Below are 16,103 nucleotides of genomic sequence, written 5' to 3'. Positions count from 1 at the left end.
CGCGGGATAGAGCAGTAGGCAGCTCGTCGGGCTCATAACCCGAAGGTCACAGGTTCGAGTCCTGTTCCCGCTACTAAGTAAAACACCACTTGAAAAAGCTGGTGTTTTTTTTATTCAAAAATTTTATCAGCTTGTCGGACTCATATCCGCCACGGCGGACAAAGGTTCGAGTCCTGTTCCCGCTACAAGAAAAATTGTAAGGCCTGAGAAATCTATATTTCTCAGGCTTTTTTTTGTGGTTCGATAAATTTTTGTTTCAATTTCTTAAAAATTTAAAGCCTTATTTTTCAATGCAATATGGTTCGAGTCCCGTCAAGTTATACCATAAAATCAATTCACTCCTTAAATTAAATTCGACATTAAAATTGACGAAGACTTATATTTAATTCTTCTCAAAGTATTTTCATTATCACTCCCAACCTTCTGCATAAAAAACTCATCTATAAAAATATAAACGGAAATAAAGCAATGGTTTCTACATTTATAAAAATAGTATCTTTCTACAATTAAATTAATTTTAATATGATTGCAAAATACCCCGAAAAATTAGTTTTTTTATTTATCCTTCTGGCTCAAGTCTGCTTTAGCCAAAAAGTTTTTAAAATAAAAGAAGGCCAATTACAATTTATTAATGCAGATAAAGGTGTCTTTATAAAAAAAGACAATACCTACTTTCATTTGCAGCTTCAGGATGTTGATGATTATGAAAAAATGGTTGTTGGTTTTAAATATGAATTAGAAGAAACAACAGAAAAAGAAATAGAAAAAATAAAAAAAGACGCTTCAACAATTTCAGTTTCCGAAATTATTACATCTGATTTTAAAAATCTAGAAAGTCAAAAATTTATCACTAAAAACAATATCGACGATGATAACTACCAATTTTACAAGTATAATAAAAACTTCTTTGTTGTTAGTATTTTAGAAGATTCTTTAAAAAATCAAACAAATGAATATTTATTGCATTATTGTATTTTAGATTTTGGGGCTAACAAAAAAATCATTTATCATCCAAAAGGTTTTATTATACCAACAAAAAAAAATACCCGTTTTTTATTTGACGAAAATGATCTAAATGATTCTTATACTAATTACGAATCAATTGCATATAAAAACCTAAAGGCAATAGACATGCAGCTAGCTAACGGAAATGATTTAAAGCTTAATGAAGATTTTTACAAAATAGATACTTTAAAAAACAAAAAATTACGGATCAAAAATTTATATAACGAAAAGGTCTTAAAGGAATCTTTTGATTCTATAACAAGTAACGATTATTTTATCGTTGCATATAAAGGAAAAGAAATGGAGATCTATAATTATGCGTTTAAAAAATTCAACTTAAAAAATATACGGGCATTTAGTTTTGCCCGATTTTACCCAAATATGCAAGTAATTGAAGGTAATACTTTGAGAAGAATAAACCTGACTGGCGAAAACTACCAAAAGGAAGACTTATCATACGAAACAAGTGGCGCACCCTATTTTCCGGATGCTACTATTGCTTTTGAGATTCAATCCGAAAATGATCATTTTTACATCTATACTGGTCAAATTGGCTCCCTTACTATAAACTTTTCGGAGGCAAGAGCAAACTGCTATCCATTGTATAACAGAGAAGGATATGAAACCATTCAATATGCAGATGAAGGGCTTAATATGTTTACCTCCTATTCTGAAATGATGGGAACAACCATGAGTTATCCTGTTTATTTATATACAAAACTCAAAAACGGAAAATTTAATTTGACTACACTTGATTATTTGATTACAGAGAATCCCGATAAAGAAATGGAAATATACAACAGCAATCTGCCTAAAAATTGTGATTCTATAACCTTATTAGATCAACAAAGTTATAGAATAGAAAAAGATGGTTTATTTACTTATTACCCAATCATGAAAGAGATTAAATATAAAAAGTTAGATGAATTTAAGGGGAAATATGTCCGTTTTGAGCTACCAAATGGACAACAAGGCTGGCTGGATTTAAAAGGAAACGAATATTTAGACAATTAAAATTTGAAGAAACACATTGGCTATGAAAAAACTATTTTTGTTATTATATCCCCTACTATTTATTTCTTGTATTTCGCAAAATAAACTTCCAAAAATTGAAAATAAAAAACCAGAGAGAATTAGAATTTTAAAAATTAATAATTCAGTCGAAAAATTTGAAATTTTGGATCTTCCAGATGAAATTGGAGCAAATAAAAAAAATAAAAATGAAGCGATTTACATAACTAAAACAGATAACTCATATAGTGCTCGAGATAAAGATGGAAAAACTCTCTTTTACTATTCTAAAAGTGCCCAAATAGGTAGTGCCTTTTCCGGATATGATTACTCAGAAAATCCCGTAATTGGATTGTATAAAGAATTTTATCCTAACAATAGTATCAAAACAAAGGGAGTCTATTGTTGGTTTGGATTCAAAATAGGTAAATGGTATAATTATGATGAAAATGGAGATTTAGTATCTACTGAGGATTTTGATAATGGCTTCAAATATAATGTTAATCAAGTGTTTTCATACTGTCAAAAAAATGGAATTTCATTAGAAAAAAAAGAAAGCGGCTATAAAACGACAATATCTAAATACAAATCAAATACTGATAATAAAAATTATTGGATCATTAGATACCCTAATTATGACAAACAAGTTTATATTAACATTGAAATGGATGGTATAAACGGAAATGTTTTTAAAAAAGTGGAATCACCTTTTCCTGAAGATTAATAAAATGTAATATTACCTATTTTGATATAAAAACAAAAAGCATAGAAAAAATTAAGATGCACATGCTAAAATATTGTAATAATCCAAGATGATCTGGTTAGATATTTTAATGCTTCCCGCTACTAAGACAAAAGCTTCAGAGAAATCTGGAGCTTTTTTGTTTTGAAATATTCTAAAACAACTTTACGTTCGCGAATGAAACGCTCATTCCAGCGAAAGAGGTCTAAACAAAGCAAAAAAATCTCTTCAACCCAACCTTTTTCAATTTCATACCATCTATACATTATAGTAGGAAATTTTAAAACTTAAATCACATTTTTATTTTTAATTTGACAATCAATTTCTGAAGTGTTTCATTAAATATAAAATTTCTAATTTTCTTAAAGCGAATAAAACTTAGATTTAACAGCATAAATCAATTACGAAAGCACATATGAAAAAAGTTATCTACCTATTGTTTTGCCATTTAACTCTTCTGACATTCGGACAAGAGTCTGCTCCAAAAAGTAAATTAATCAGAGGGTTTGTTTTTGATAACTCCGAATACGCAAGCATTCCTTTACCAGCTGTTAAAGTTCCTATTGAAATAGTAGGAACGGGTAGAAAGACAAAAACAGACGATGATGGCAAATTTGAAATTGAGGCAAAAGAAGGTGACATGTTAATTATTCAAGGAGACTTTATTAAAACCCAAAAGATTTTAATTACAGATAAAAACTGCTATGAGTTTAATCTAGGTACAGTGACCGGCACTGGATTGATTTATTTTCAAAGTAAAAAAGCCGCTAGACAAACTACTAGATTCTATAGTAAATTAGTGAAAAAATTATTGAAAAAGATGGAAAGTGGGTTTTATGATTGTGCTGATTAAAGCCAAGCAATAAACATTCATTCAACAAAATAAATGCAACTCATGAAAACATTAATTTTAATATTCCTAAGTATCTTTTCAATTGCAAATGGTCAAATCAAAAGTTCCAATACCGCAGTAAGAGATTTTTCTTTAAAAATTCCTGAAGGCTATACCAAACGTAAATGGGTGGAATCATATCCCGGTTGTGGCACTCCATATTACACATTAGTACCAAATGCAGAGAACTACGATTATAATTTTTATAAAAAAGGAAATAGAGTTTACTACCAAGGGATATTAACAAATATTGATGGCAGTAGCTTTAAGAGAATTGGGCCTGAGTATTTTAAAAACAATACCAATGTTTATTATTATAATACATGGAAATCAGGTTTGCAGAAAATTGAAGGCATCGATGCGGCTTCAACAAATTATTCTGATTGGTTTATTGCTGACAAAAACTATTTATACATTAAAACTTCAAAAGTAATTGAGAGTAAAGATTTAAAACTGATATCAGATTATATAATTTACAAAGAAGGTGTTTCTATAATAATTAATGAGAAGAATTTCCTTAAAGAACAATATTACTTATTCAAAAATATTAAAGGATATTGGATCGTCAAATCTTCTGACATTGTATCTTACAATTTTCTAGGAAAAACTTATAGTCATAAATGGGATATCGTTTATAAAAAAGAAAAAGAAGCAGAAAAAAAAGAAATAGAACATGCTTTATATAGCACTGCGACTGTAGATGTTCTACCTAATTTTCCTGGCGGAATAAGTGGGTTTTATAATTTTGTAGATAAAAAATTCAAACTGGAAGAAAAAGATCTAAAAGGAAAAATTTATGCAACCTTTATAGTTGAAAAAAACGGGAGCTTATCTGACATAAAAATCCTTAGAGATCTTGGATATGGAAGCGGAAAAGAACTTATTCGAGTTTTAAAGCTTTCTCCTAAATGGAGTCCAGGAATTAAAGAGGGAAAAAAAGTAAGATGCTTTTATTCGATACCCTATACGTTAAATACATCACTTTGATTAAATTATATATATTCTTTTCAAATCATCAATAAAATGGTTCGAAAATTGTCCCGTTAGGGCTACTATAAAAAAAAAGCTTCAGAGAAATCTAAAGCTTTTTTTCACACCTTTCTGATTTTCTTCGCGGACACAAATTCCAAATCTGCGCTATCGTTGCCTACATATTGGAGCTATCTGATCAAATTACCTTTTTAGTTTCGCATAAACATCAAGACTTATAAACTTGCCATTTTTAATTTCACAATCTTTCATAGTTCCTTCGTATTGAAATTCAAGTTTAGTCATTAGGCTTTTACAATTCTTATTTTCTGACTCAACAAATCCTTCAATTCTGTGAAGTTCTAGATTGCCAAAGCCATAATTACAAATTAACGGTATTGCTTCTTTCATGATTCCATTTCCCCAAAAATTTGGAATCAACCAAAAACCGATTTCTGCTTTTTTATGTTCTTTACTTAAATTATTTAATCCACCTGCTCCATAGAATATTTTGTTATCAGCCGAGCAAATAGCAAACCAAATTCCTGTACCGTTTTTTTCAAGGTCAGCAAAAAAAGACATTTGTTCTTTAGTTGCTTCCAATGTTTGAAAACTTACTCCATAATATTTAATAACTTTTGGATCTGAAAGTCCTTTGAAAATATTTTCAAGATCACTATCTGCAAATTGTCGCAGTAAAAGTCTTTCGGTTTTTATAGGTAGAAATTCTTTCTTCATGTTTTTTTGTTCGTTTCTGATTATCAGTTTTCGTTGTCAAATACTGACCGCTAACTTATTTATACATCTTACAAAAGCCATACAAATTTGGGTAGATATGTGTGCTAAATTTTGCTCATTATTTATTTTCAAATGCTTCCCGCTAATGACAAAAAGCTTCAGATTACTCTGAAGCTTTTTGTCATTTTATACTTTTTTTGAAATTATGATGCGTTATATTTACGAACTTTGTTTCAGATTACTATTTTTTTTCCAGTTCAGTTTCAGTATGCATCACACAACCCCACTTGTTATTTTCTTTAATCCATGTAGATGTACAAACACATTTTATAGGCTCTTTTTGACTTTGATCTACTATCTCAAAATCTAGACCATATCCTATAACTGCTGTATTTTCGTTAATTAGCTTTTCTTTTACATCATAGATGTTCAGTACCTTTATTTTATTGGTTTGTCCAGAGTCGAACATATTTTTGAAATCATCCTCATTGATACTCTGAACACCATTTTTTCCAGCAACTATGCAAGGAAACACCGTCAGATTTTTTACCGTTTCATAATCATGATTTTCAACTCCGTGCCAGTATTTTTTTTCCAATTCTATAGTCTGTAATTCCATATTATCTCATTGTTAATTAGACATTTCACAAATTTCAAATTAATATTGAAATAAAGCAGCTCTTTTAACATAGATTTAATTCGAGCTACTTACTTATTAATCTGGTTTTGGACCTTTTGAAATGATAGACCTCATCAATCCAGGAAACCATCTTTGCAACCAAACAGCTAGCTTTCCATGACCTGTAAAAATATAATTTCTCTTTCGTTTTAAAATAGCCTTTACCATTACTTTAGCGGCTTTATCTGTTGGCCACATTAAATTTGACGGTCGTGGATCTGGCTCATCAGGATGCCAAACTCCATCATTGTCAATTCGGGCAATTTCCGAAACCACAAATCCGGGATGCATCGTGGTGCAGCTTACGCCTGTACCCTTAAGTTCAACCTGTAAAGTCTGGCCAATAGAGTTTACAGCTGCTTTTGAGGCACCATAAGCACCTACATTCGGATTAGGGAGATATGCCGCTACGCTTCCAACCAAACCAATTCGGCCCTTGTTTTTCTTTAAATGTGGCAAGGCATATTTTACTGTGAGGGCTAAACCTGTAACGTTGCCTTGCAATTGTCTATTCCAATCCTTAGCTGTTAGTTTTTCGATACTTCCAAAAACACCAAATCCGGCATTAGCAACAACAACATCCAAACGTCCCCAAACTTTAATGATTTGTTGAACCGCATTTTCAATCGAGGCCTCTTCCATTATATCGCACGGAATCACCAATGCTTCTCCCCCTGAATGCCTAATCTGGTCAGCAACTTTATCCAATAACTCTTTGCGTCTTGAGGAAAGAACTACTTTATATCCTAATCTTGCCCATTCAAGAGCCATTGATTTTCCAATGCCAGATGAAGCGCCCGTTAGCCATACTATGCCTTCTTTTACATTTGCCATTTTTAATCAGTTTTAGTTCGGATAGTTGCTTTTATGGCACCGTTACCATATTGTGATTCTTTCTTTCTCTGGCAAAAACATCTTGTCTCCTGGCTTCACATCAAATGCCTTGTAAAAAGGTGTCGTATTCATCAAAGGGCCGTTCACGCGCCAATTTGGTGGAGAATGTGGGTTGTTATTGATCCACAAACGCAGGAACTCATCCTTCATTTTTACTCTCCATATTTTAGCTAAAGAAATAAAGAAGCGTTGGTCTGGAGTATAACCGTCAATTTTTGTATTCCCTTTTCCTTGCTCAGTCATTTTAAAGGCATCGTAAGCTACCGCTAACCCTGCAATATCTGCAGTATTTTCACCAACTGTCATCGCACCGTTTATATGTAAATCGCCTAAAACCGTATAGGTATTGTACCTATTAATAACTTGTTGTATTCTTTCCTTAAACTTTGCATAATCCTCTTTTGTCCACCAGTCTTTCAAGTTTCCATCTTTGTCGTATTGAGCACCTTGATCATCAAAAGTATGTGTAATTTCGTGACCAATAACCATTCCGATACCGCCATAGTTAAGTGCGTCATCGGCATTATTATCAAAATATGGAGGTTGCAAGATACCAGCAGGAAAAACAATTTCATTTGCAGTCGGGTTATTGTATGCTGTAACCGTTGGCGTTGTAGTGTACCATTCTGATTTATCGACTGGTTTGCCCAATTTTGCCAGTTGAAATTGATAAGCAGCTGTCGCAGCCGAAACCATATTCTCAAAATAAGTATTTCTAGTAATATGCACATTGCTGTAGTCTCTCCATTTATCTGGATATCCTATTTTCTTAGTGATCGCGAACAATTTTTCTTTTGCTTTTTGCTTGGTTACTGGACTCATCCATTCCAAGTTATCAATTCTTTTGGCATAAGCTTTTTGCAGATTGTTCACGAGAACCAACATACGTTTTTTGGCATCTTCCGAAAAATATTTCTTTACGTATAATTCGCCCAACGCTTCGCCTAAGTAGTTGTCTATGACGTTAGCCATTTTTTCACCACGTGATTTTTGAACAGCTTGCCCTGAAAGCACTTTGGTATATTCAAATGATGCATCTACAAAAGGCTTGCTTAAATCATCTGCATATCTTTCGATAGAATTTGCTTTCAAGTAAACTTTCCAATTATTAATCGGAATGGTTTTCAAGAGCTTATTCAGCGCATCATAATATGCCGGTTGCGAAACATTTATAAAATCAGTTTTAGCACCTAAATTATTTAAAAAAGTTGCCCAATCGATGTTAGGATGTTTTTTGACCAAATCAGCCACCGTAGTTTTATTGTAGTTGGCTTGCACATCGCGAAGTTGCACTTTTGTTTTGTGCGAAAAGGCAAGTTGTTTGTCAATGTCGTAAACCAAATCAGCACTCTTTTTAGCTTCTTGAGCATTGCTTCCTGTTTGTTGAAACAAAGTCGTAAGGTATTTTTTGTATGATTGCTGTATGGCAACAGTTGAAGAATCTGATTTGAAATAATAATCCCGATCAGGCAAACCAATACCTGTTTGATAAAGCTGCGCAAGATTCATAGTGCTGTTTTTATCATCAGTTGACACTCCAAAACCTATAATAGACGAATTGCCTACTTTTACTTGATTAACCACAAAGCTCATTAAGGAAGGTAAATCGCTAATGGCATCAATTTTGGCAAGCAGAGGTTTGATTGGTTCATATCCGCGTTTGTCAATGGTTATCGTATCCATACCCGATGCATAAAAATCTCCAACTTTTTGAGCTATACTTCCTTCAGGATTTTTGCTTTTCGAAATACTGTCCAAAATTCCTTGCAGGCGAATTCTTTGCGGATAATTCATAAACATATAAACGCCAACTCCGGCTTGAGATGCTGGTATTGATACCGAATCATACCATTTCCCGTTTACATATCTAAAGAAATCATTACCAGGTCGCAATGTGGAGTCTATTCCGGTGATAGCAACATCTTTTTTTCCTTGATGTTTTGAGCAAGCTGTAAGCGCTAAGAATGCAGTAAAGAGCATTAATGATTTTTTCATAATGTAGATTGTTTCTATTAAAAAGAAGTGAAAAACGTTTTGAAGGCAACCATTCTAAAATGTATATGCTTGGCATACTAAATTTTAGCAGAACAAGATACGAATTCGGTTTTTAATTTTAAAGTTTTTGTCAGAATTATTACTAATCTGAGTGCGTTTTGCTATGAAAATTGAATTTGTGTTAAAGACGCCTAGAAAAACTGTTTTCTGTCATTTTTTTAAAACTTTTTAAAAGAAAAAGCCTCAGATTTCTCTGAAGCTTTTCTATTTTTAATATCAATTTAATCCTTTTTATTTCCAAGAAATCGCTACGAAATATCAACAAAACGACTACTTATTTTTTTAGAACTTTTAGAGAGTTTCCTTTTTTAGTCTTAAAAAAATATACACCAGATGGCAATGAATCCAAATTCACTTCATTATATCCCACAACTAAACTTACTTCTTTTAGTTGCTCCCCGATTGCGTTATAAATGTAAATTTTACAATCAGATTTTACATTTATACTCACTTTACCAATAGTTGGATTTGGATATAAAGTTGTCGAAGATAACAAGTCATTTTCATCTACCGATAGGACAGCTTTACACATTGCTGTAACTTCTTCTCTATTATTACATCCTTCTTTGTTTGAACGAATAGCGGCACTTTTTGCAATATCTGAAAGGTAACTACACACACTTTGGATAGCACAAGTTGACAATAAGGCATTCAACTCAATAGTTACATATCCGATTGTCTTAGGGTCAATATTCTCAATACCTTTCAAACTTGTAATTTTGTCACAATAGCTGATGGTTAAATTGCCGTTATTTATATTTTTAAGACTTTCTAATCCCACTAAATTTTCAAGACTCGCACATCCAGATACGTAAAGGTTTGCACTTGACACGAAGCTATTTAAACCTTGAAGATTTATCATGCCCAAATTGTCTGAAATTTCAAATGAAATTCCAACTTTAGTCAAACCACTCAATCCCGTTAAATTAGTCAATGCATTGCAACTTTTTATTTGCAACATTCCATCAACTGATGTCACATTTTGCAGCCCATTCAATGAGTTTAATTTATCAATTCCAAATAGCGTTAAATTTTCTTTTACAATTTTAAGATTATCAAGTCCTTTTAGATTAATTAGATTATCATTATCAACTACAAATAGTCTGTAAATAGTATTAAGATTTTCTAAACCAGTAAAACTAGAAATATTATCATTTCGTTCTATTTCAAAAGATCGCCCAGTAGTTATTAACCCATTTAAACCTTGTAAATCTTTTAAGCTATTATTAAATCTAATTTTTAAATCTCTTTTTACAGTCTTTAAATTATTTAACCCATCTAAAGAAGTCAAAAGCGGATTTGACTCAACAACTAAATCATTATTAATCTCGGTAATACCTGCTAATCCATTAATATTAAGAAGCTGATTATTGGTACTGATTATTAAATTATTTCCAATAGTTGCAACGTTTTTAAGGGCGCTGATATTAGTTAATACTTTATTATCTCTTATCGACAAATCTCCTCCTACTGATTTAAGATTTTCTAAGCCATTAAAATTATCTAAAACGTCATTTCTTTCGATCAATACATTTTTTCCAACCGAATTTAACGCTTCTAATCCAGTGAAATTGGTTAAAAGAGAATTGCCACTAATAGTCAAATCTCCACCAATTGTGGTCAAATTATGTAATCCTTTTAAATCTTTAATTAAAAGTTTGAGAGTAAGATTTCCAGCAATAGATTTAATTTGGGATAATCCTAAAAGATTGCCGACGTTTTCTATTAATACATCCCCGCCAATAGTGGTACAACCTGGGTAATTTTTAGAGAAATTATCTAGTTGAGATTGGCTGTTGATTGTAATTCCTGAAGGCAAACAATTTTGGCCAGAACTACTTAAAACTGTTAAAACAACTGCACAAAAAGTTAATACACCTTTTTTGATCATTATGATTTGGAGTTTTGAATTTGTAAAAAAAATTTTATTTTCTTTTCAAAAATACATTTTTAAAAATGAAAAACAACATCATAATAACCGATTGGTATTAAGAAAATCAAAAGTTTCTATCTCAGATAAATCATCATCGAATTTGACAAAAGTGGCTGGAAATCCAGTTTTTATTTTTCCGTATTTATCTCCTAAACCAATTGCATTTGCCACGCGAGAAGATCCCATTTTCAGCGCTTCATCAACAGAAACATTCAAATGATTGTGGGCATTTTGCACCGCCTCTAACATCGAGATCGATGCTCCAGCCAAATTGCCGTCTTTATTTCTGTAAAATCCATTGTCAAGATGAGCATCAAAATTGTCCCAATTGAAGTTGGTCACTTTTCGTCCTAAAAATGTGGCATCACTAATCAAAAAGAACTTATCTTGCTTAAGTTTATACGCTAATCTTGCCGCGGCATAATCGCAATGCGAACCATCTAAAATAACGGGTGTAAATACATTTTCATTTTCCAAAGACGCACCAACTAAACCCGGTTCGCGATGCCCAAATTGAGTCATCGCATTAAACAAATGTGTTACCAGTTTAATTCCTTTTGCAAAATAAGGCTGTGCTTCGTTATACGAAATTGTCGAATGCCCAATCGAAATTACTATACCGCTTTCCAGCAACATCTCAAGCTGTTCTTCTGTAAAACATTCTGGAGCAATCGTGATGACTTTTATAACATCTCTCCCGTATTTGATAATTTCTTCAAGCTCTTTGTTTGTAGGTTTTCGAACCTGATCGATACTGTGCGCGCCTCTTCGTAACGGATTCAAAAATGGCCCTTCTAAATGCATTCCGATTACACCATTATCGTATTTTGCTCGATAATTGCGAACAGCCTCAATTCCTTGCAGAATAGTTTCATTTGAAGATGATATCAAACACGGAAGCACCTGCGTTGTTCCATATTTGCGACTAGCATCATAAATATCCTGAATTGCTTCTTCCGTTGGAGTTTGGCTGAAATAAAGCCTTTCTCCTCCATTTATTTGAATATCAATAAAACCTGATGCAATATGTTTTCCCTTCAAATCAAGGGTTTCAATGGCAGTTGGAATTTCATTTTGAATTGAAAGAATTTTTCCATTTTCAACAACAATAACTCCATTATTGATTATTTCCTCTCCTGTGTGAACGACTGCATTGATAATGGCTTGTTTCATTTTACTTAAATTTATTTTATACTAATTTGAGCTTCCTCAAAAGTAATTCCTCTTCTTTGTCCACAAATTCACGAATTAAATTTTGCTAATTTGTGTAAATAAAAATCCCATAATTACACATATTATTTTTCAATAATTCGTGAATTGCTTCGCCTGTTCGCTATCGCTCGAGTCGTGGCGAAAAAAAAAACTTTTTTACTTATTAATTTGCCTCCAGATTTTAGCACTAAAATCATCTTTATACATCAATCTGTTTGTTCGGGTTGGGTTTACGCGATTTGTCAGAATAACTACAAATCGATTTGTGTTTGGATTCATAAAGAAAAATGTTCCCGTAAAACCGGTATGTCCAAAATCATCTTTTGTAAAAAACTCATCTGGTTTTCTTTTGTCAAAACCTAAACCGCGGTAAATGCCTTCTTTAGCGAGTGGCGATTCTGTAAACTCTTTTACAACTTTGGCTTTTAGAATTTGTTTTCCTTTATAATTTCCGTTATTCATTAGCATTTTGCAGATTACAGCAATTGATTCGGCATTTGCAAATAAACCTGCATTTCCCGAAACGCCTCCAAAAATAGCTGCCGCTTCATCATGCACATAACCTTTGATGGTGTCTTTTCTGAAAAAATTATCTACTTCCGTTGGCATTACATTATCTATAGAAGTCCATTTTAGTGGATTATATCCAATTTTTGAAATGCCTAATTGCGTATAAATTTCATTTGTCAGCTGATCTAATTTCTTTCCAGTTTTGGTTTCGATCATTTGTTTTACCAAAAGCAAATTTAAATCACTGTACAAATATTTTCCTCTCGGATTTGTATTTGCTTTCGCAATCCTTTCATAAACCGATGGATAAAATTCTGGATTCAGCCACATGTTTTTATAAATCTGAATCCAATTTTCTTTCGGCTGAAAAACAAGATATTTTGAATCATAAACAATGTTTTTGTTGACAAACATATTATCAAATTGCTGTGGATATTGCTCTGATTTTTGATTGCTCAACAAAGGCGAATTATCTGGTGTAGAAAGCAACGCCTGATAAAAAGTAATGCTTGGCGTTAGTCCAGAAGTATGCGTCAGCAACTCAAAAAGCGTTAAATCGGAAATCGCTGTATTTTTGTACATTGGAACAATTTCACCTACTTGATCTGTAAGTTTGATTTTTCCATCTCCAACCAAACGCATTGTAACAAGTGTTGCTCCTAAAACTTTAGACATCGAAGCCAAATCAAAAACATCATCTGATTTTACCTTTTGTTTTTTAGTATAATCATGATAGCCATAATTTTTGATTATCAAATTAGAATCTCCTGTTCCAACAATAATTTGTGCTCCTGGAAAAAAGCCTTTTTCAAGCGCGTTGGTCATCATTGAATCGATATAAACTTGATTTCGTTTAACATCAAAAGATTTCTTAGAATTCTCTTGAGAATAACTGTTTATGCTTAACGAAATTAAGCAGATCGCTACAATCTTGTTCACTATATTTTTCATATTTCTATGGATTAATTTTTAAGTCCTGCCCTGCCATCAAAGGCTCATTATTGGTTCCTGTAATTTTTATTCTAACTGCTTTTACAGGCTGTTTCGGATAAATTGATGCATTTCCGTAATCAAAATTATCGCCTTTTATAAAATCAATTCCGTTGTATGAAAACTCAACATAACCGTTGTTTATGATAAATCTCGGATGATGCGGAATGCCGCTTAAAACATCAATTTTAGAAGAAATTACAGGAGTAGTAAAGGTATATAAAATCCAATCGCCATCTTTGCAGGCAACATCAGTGCGCATATACGATTCTTCATTATAATCTTGCAGATTCGCAATTGGAAACTTCGTATTTTCTGCCATTGATGAAGTTACTTTAACTTCTGGTTCCTGATACGGTGAACAAATGAATTTTACATTTGCTGCAGATTTTCTCTCTTCTTTGTTTTCAACAGTAAAATCTAATCTGTAGGTGTTTTTTTCGTTGTAATTTTCAATCAAAAATCTCAAACGCGGTTTTGATCTCAAAGCTTTTTCGTCTGAATAAGCCTGCAATAGTTTGTCATTTTCAAAAAGAGAAACATTTTTAATTGTTCCGTTTGCGCCGTCATCAGTCGGATTAAAATTCAAATACCAAATTCCCTTTTTATCAACATGTTCTGATATATTTTCTGAAATGGTTAAAACCTCGGCTTTAGCTGTATTCCAGGTTGCAACAGGCAATTTCTCCACTTTCACTGCAGGACTTGCCGAAGTTTCATTAAAGAAAACCCTAAATCTATACTGTTCGTAATCTTTCGTTTGAATTGGTCCTGTGTACAAAGGCGATTGTCTTGTGGGCTCATTTCCATCTTTATCAAATCTTACAATCGCGCCTTCATAAGGTGGCGTCACTGTAATTGTTCCGTTTTTATAAATTGCCGTTGGAGGAAAATCTCTAAAAGCAATTCCCATATCGGCCAATCTTTTTAAATGACTGTTGGTTAATCTTCCGTAAAAATCATCCCAGTTTTTATCTTCTTTTTTAGACCAGCCCATTTCAGACAAAGCCGTAATTCTCGGATAACTTTGGTATTCCATAATTCTCGCCGGACGATCCAAATATTCGCTCCACAATGCACCTTGAACTCCAATTATATTTTTTTGTTCTTCCGCCGTTAAATCCGAATCTGGAATTGGCTCAAACGAATAAGCGTGCTTTGTATCGGTGATTGCCGCCCAGCGATGACCGCGTTCTGTTTCAGATTGTGCCATGTCAAAATACAAAAATTGTCCCGGCATCATAATGGTTTTGTATCCTTTTTTAGCAGATTCAATTCCGTAATTAATTCCTTGCCAAGCCGAAATCAACGTATTTGGGTTGACTTCTCCACCTTTCAAGATTTCATTCCAGCCGTCTGTTTTTTTATGGTATTTGTCTACAATTTTTTGAACTCTTTTAAAGAAATAATTCTGAAGCTGAAAACTGTCTGTAAAACCTTCTTTTGCCATCAGAGCTTGGCATTTTGGACAATGCTCCCAATTTGCACGATTGACTTCGTCGCCCGCCACATGAATATATTCAAAAGGAAATAATCCCGAAACTTCTCTAATGATCGAATCCAAAATATCATAATTTTCTTCACGTCCAACGCACCAAACATTTTTTACTTCGCCTTGAACACTTTTAAGTTCCTGGCTAATTTCGCACCCAATTTCTGGATATGAAGCCGTTACTGCACGCGAGTGCCCCGGAATTTCAAGTTCTGGCATAACTGAAATGCCACGATTAGCGGCATAAGCCACTACTTCCTTAATATCTTCTTGCGTATAAAAACCTCCGTAACGTTTGTCTCCTGAGCCGTAAGATGGCAATAAAACTTCTCCAGGACCTCTCCAAGCGCCTTTTAAAGTTAAATCGGGCATTGATTTTATTTCGATTCTCCAACCGTTGTCATCGGTTAAATGCCAATGAAAAACATTCATTTTATGAGCTGCCAACCAATCGATATAATTCTTGACAGTTTGTTTGTCAAAAAATTGTCGCGAACAATCGAGCATCATACCGCGCCAATCAAAACGAGGATAATCTTCAATTTTCACAAACGGAACGGTTCCTTTTTTAACTTCTTTTGCAGAACAAATTTGAGCTAAAGTCTGAAGTCCGTTTAAGACTCCATTTGTAGTTTTCCCTTTTACGAAAATCCCTTTTTCGTTTATGTCTAATTGATAACCTTCATTTGGAAGCTCTAATTTTTTATCTACTAAAAATGAAATCGCATTTTTTCCATGTTTTTTTCCAAGGGAAACAATTGGATTAATTCCGGTATTTTTTGAAATGCTTGCCGAAATATAATCGGCACTATTTTTTAGTTTTTTATCTACAACAACTTTTAATACTGAAGGCAAAACCAATTGTCCGGAATTTTGTTGCACTGAAACTGGTTTCGGAATTATATCTAATTTTTGGGCTTGTACAAAACTTAATGAGCTTAGAAATAAGGCAATTAGGAGAATACTTTTTCTCATTTCTTG

At 32.9% G+C, this 16,103-nt stretch carries 12 protein-coding genes and 1 tRNA gene; 5 read left to right on the top strand and 8 right to left on the bottom strand.

Going from position 1 to position 16,103, the window contains the following annotated elements; translation table 11 throughout:
- From SCB73_RS11275 to SCB73_RS11255, 5 genes are all read left to right on the top strand, one after another.
- Positions 1–73 (top strand) — tRNA-Met (locus SCB73_RS11275).
- Between the two features lie 449 nt (positions 74–522).
- Entirely contained in the window at positions 523–2,019 is a 1,497-nt protein-coding gene (locus SCB73_RS11270; RefSeq protein WP_320566353.1) for a hypothetical protein, read from the top strand.
- A gap of 22 nt (positions 2,020–2,041) precedes the next feature.
- Positions 2,042–2,740: a toxin-antitoxin system YwqK family antitoxin gene (locus SCB73_RS11265; protein ID WP_320566352.1), complete on the top strand. Its 699-nt coding sequence runs from the start codon at positions 2,042–2,044 to the stop codon at positions 2,738–2,740.
- A gap of 433 nt (positions 2,741–3,173) precedes the next feature.
- Positions 3,174–3,611, top strand: a complete 438-nt coding sequence (locus SCB73_RS11260; protein WP_320566351.1) for a peptidase associated/transthyretin-like domain-containing protein — start codon at positions 3,174–3,176, stop codon at positions 3,609–3,611.
- Positions 3,612–3,653: 42 nt separating this feature from the next.
- Positions 3,654–4,637 carry an energy transducer TonB gene (locus tag SCB73_RS11255; protein WP_320566350.1) on the top strand — a complete coding sequence of 328 codons (984 nt, stop codon included), beginning with the start codon at positions 3,654–3,656 and terminating at the stop codon, positions 4,635–4,637.
- Positions 4,638–4,823: 186 nt separating this feature from the next.
- On the opposite strand, the gene SCB73_RS11250 is transcribed toward SCB73_RS11255, so the two are convergent.
- The 8 genes from SCB73_RS11250 to SCB73_RS11215 form a co-directional block, all read right to left on the bottom strand.
- A complete protein-coding gene (locus tag SCB73_RS11250) occupies positions 4,824–5,357 on the bottom strand; it encodes a GNAT family N-acetyltransferase (RefSeq protein ID WP_320566349.1) in 534 nt (177 codons plus the stop codon).
- Between the two features lie 241 nt (positions 5,358–5,598).
- Positions 5,599–5,976: a DUF4440 domain-containing protein gene (locus SCB73_RS11245; RefSeq protein ID WP_320566348.1), complete on the bottom strand. Its 378-nt coding sequence runs from the start codon at positions 5,974–5,976 to the stop codon at positions 5,599–5,601.
- A 96-nt stretch (positions 5,977–6,072) separates the two neighbouring features.
- Positions 6,073–6,870, bottom strand: coding sequence for an SDR family NAD(P)-dependent oxidoreductase (locus tag SCB73_RS11240; RefSeq protein WP_320566347.1), 798 nt, complete (start codon positions 6,868–6,870; stop codon positions 6,073–6,075).
- A 42-nt stretch (positions 6,871–6,912) separates the two neighbouring features.
- Entirely contained in the window at positions 6,913–8,925 is a 2,013-nt protein-coding gene (locus SCB73_RS11235; RefSeq protein WP_320566346.1) for a M13 family metallopeptidase, read from the bottom strand.
- A 334-nt stretch (positions 8,926–9,259) separates the two neighbouring features.
- Positions 9,260–10,876, bottom strand: coding sequence for a T9SS type A sorting domain-containing protein (locus tag SCB73_RS11230; RefSeq protein ID WP_320566345.1), 1,617 nt, complete (start codon positions 10,874–10,876; stop codon positions 9,260–9,262).
- 78 nt (positions 10,877–10,954) lie between these two features.
- On the bottom strand, positions 10,955–12,091 hold the full coding sequence (nagA, locus tag SCB73_RS11225; protein WP_320566344.1) for an N-acetylglucosamine-6-phosphate deacetylase: 1,137 nt from the start codon (positions 12,089–12,091) through the stop codon (positions 10,955–10,957).
- A 195-nt stretch (positions 12,092–12,286) separates the two neighbouring features.
- Positions 12,287–13,591, bottom strand: coding sequence for a serine hydrolase domain-containing protein (locus SCB73_RS11220; RefSeq protein ID WP_320566343.1), 1,305 nt, complete (start codon positions 13,589–13,591; stop codon positions 12,287–12,289).
- A 4-nt stretch (positions 13,592–13,595) separates the two neighbouring features.
- Positions 13,596–16,097 (bottom strand): beta-N-acetylhexosaminidase, encoded by a 2,502-nt coding sequence (locus SCB73_RS11215; protein WP_320566342.1) that lies wholly within the window; start codon positions 16,095–16,097, stop codon positions 13,596–13,598.
- Positions 16,098–16,103 lie beyond the last annotated feature (6 nt).

It is taken from the genome of Flavobacterium sp. KACC 22761 (assembly GCF_034058155.1).
Taxonomy (GTDB): domain Bacteria; phylum Bacteroidota; class Bacteroidia; order Flavobacteriales; family Flavobacteriaceae; genus Flavobacterium.
The sequence above is the reverse complement of the archived record's forward strand: the minus strand, read 5'-3'. Positions and strand labels throughout refer to the sequence as shown.

Coding starts and splice junctions, on each gene's coding strand:
- SCB73_RS11265 (WP_320566352.1), top strand. CDS start 2,042: ATGAAAAAACTATTTTTGTTATTATATCCCCTACTATTTATTTCTTGT.
- SCB73_RS11240 (WP_320566347.1), bottom strand. CDS start 6,870: ATGGCAAATGTAAAAGAAGGCATAGTATGGCTAACGGGCGCTTCATCT.
- SCB73_RS11215 (WP_320566342.1), bottom strand. CDS start 16,097: ATGAGAAAAAGTATTCTCCTAATTGCCTTATTTCTAAGCTCATTAAGT.
- SCB73_RS11230 (WP_320566345.1), bottom strand. CDS start 10,876: ATGATCAAAAAAGGTGTATTAACTTTTTGTGCAGTTGTTTTAACAGTT.
- SCB73_RS11255 (WP_320566350.1), top strand. CDS start 3,654: ATGAAAACATTAATTTTAATATTCCTAAGTATCTTTTCAATTGCAAAT.
- SCB73_RS11260 (WP_320566351.1), top strand. CDS start 3,174: ATGAAAAAAGTTATCTACCTATTGTTTTGCCATTTAACTCTTCTGACA.
- SCB73_RS11235 (WP_320566346.1), bottom strand. CDS start 8,925: ATGAAAAAATCATTAATGCTCTTTACTGCATTCTTAGCGCTTACAGCT.
- SCB73_RS11250 (WP_320566349.1), bottom strand. CDS start 5,357: ATGAAGAAAGAATTTCTACCTATAAAAACCGAAAGACTTTTACTGCGA.
- nagA (WP_320566344.1), bottom strand. CDS start 12,091: ATGAAACAAGCCATTATCAATGCAGTCGTTCACACAGGAGAGGAAATA.
- SCB73_RS11270 (WP_320566353.1), top strand. CDS start 523: ATGATTGCAAAATACCCCGAAAAATTAGTTTTTTTATTTATCCTTCTG.
- SCB73_RS11245 (WP_320566348.1), bottom strand. CDS start 5,976: ATGGAATTACAGACTATAGAATTGGAAAAAAAATACTGGCACGGAGTT.
- SCB73_RS11220 (WP_320566343.1), bottom strand. CDS start 13,591: ATGAAAAATATAGTGAACAAGATTGTAGCGATCTGCTTAATTTCGTTA.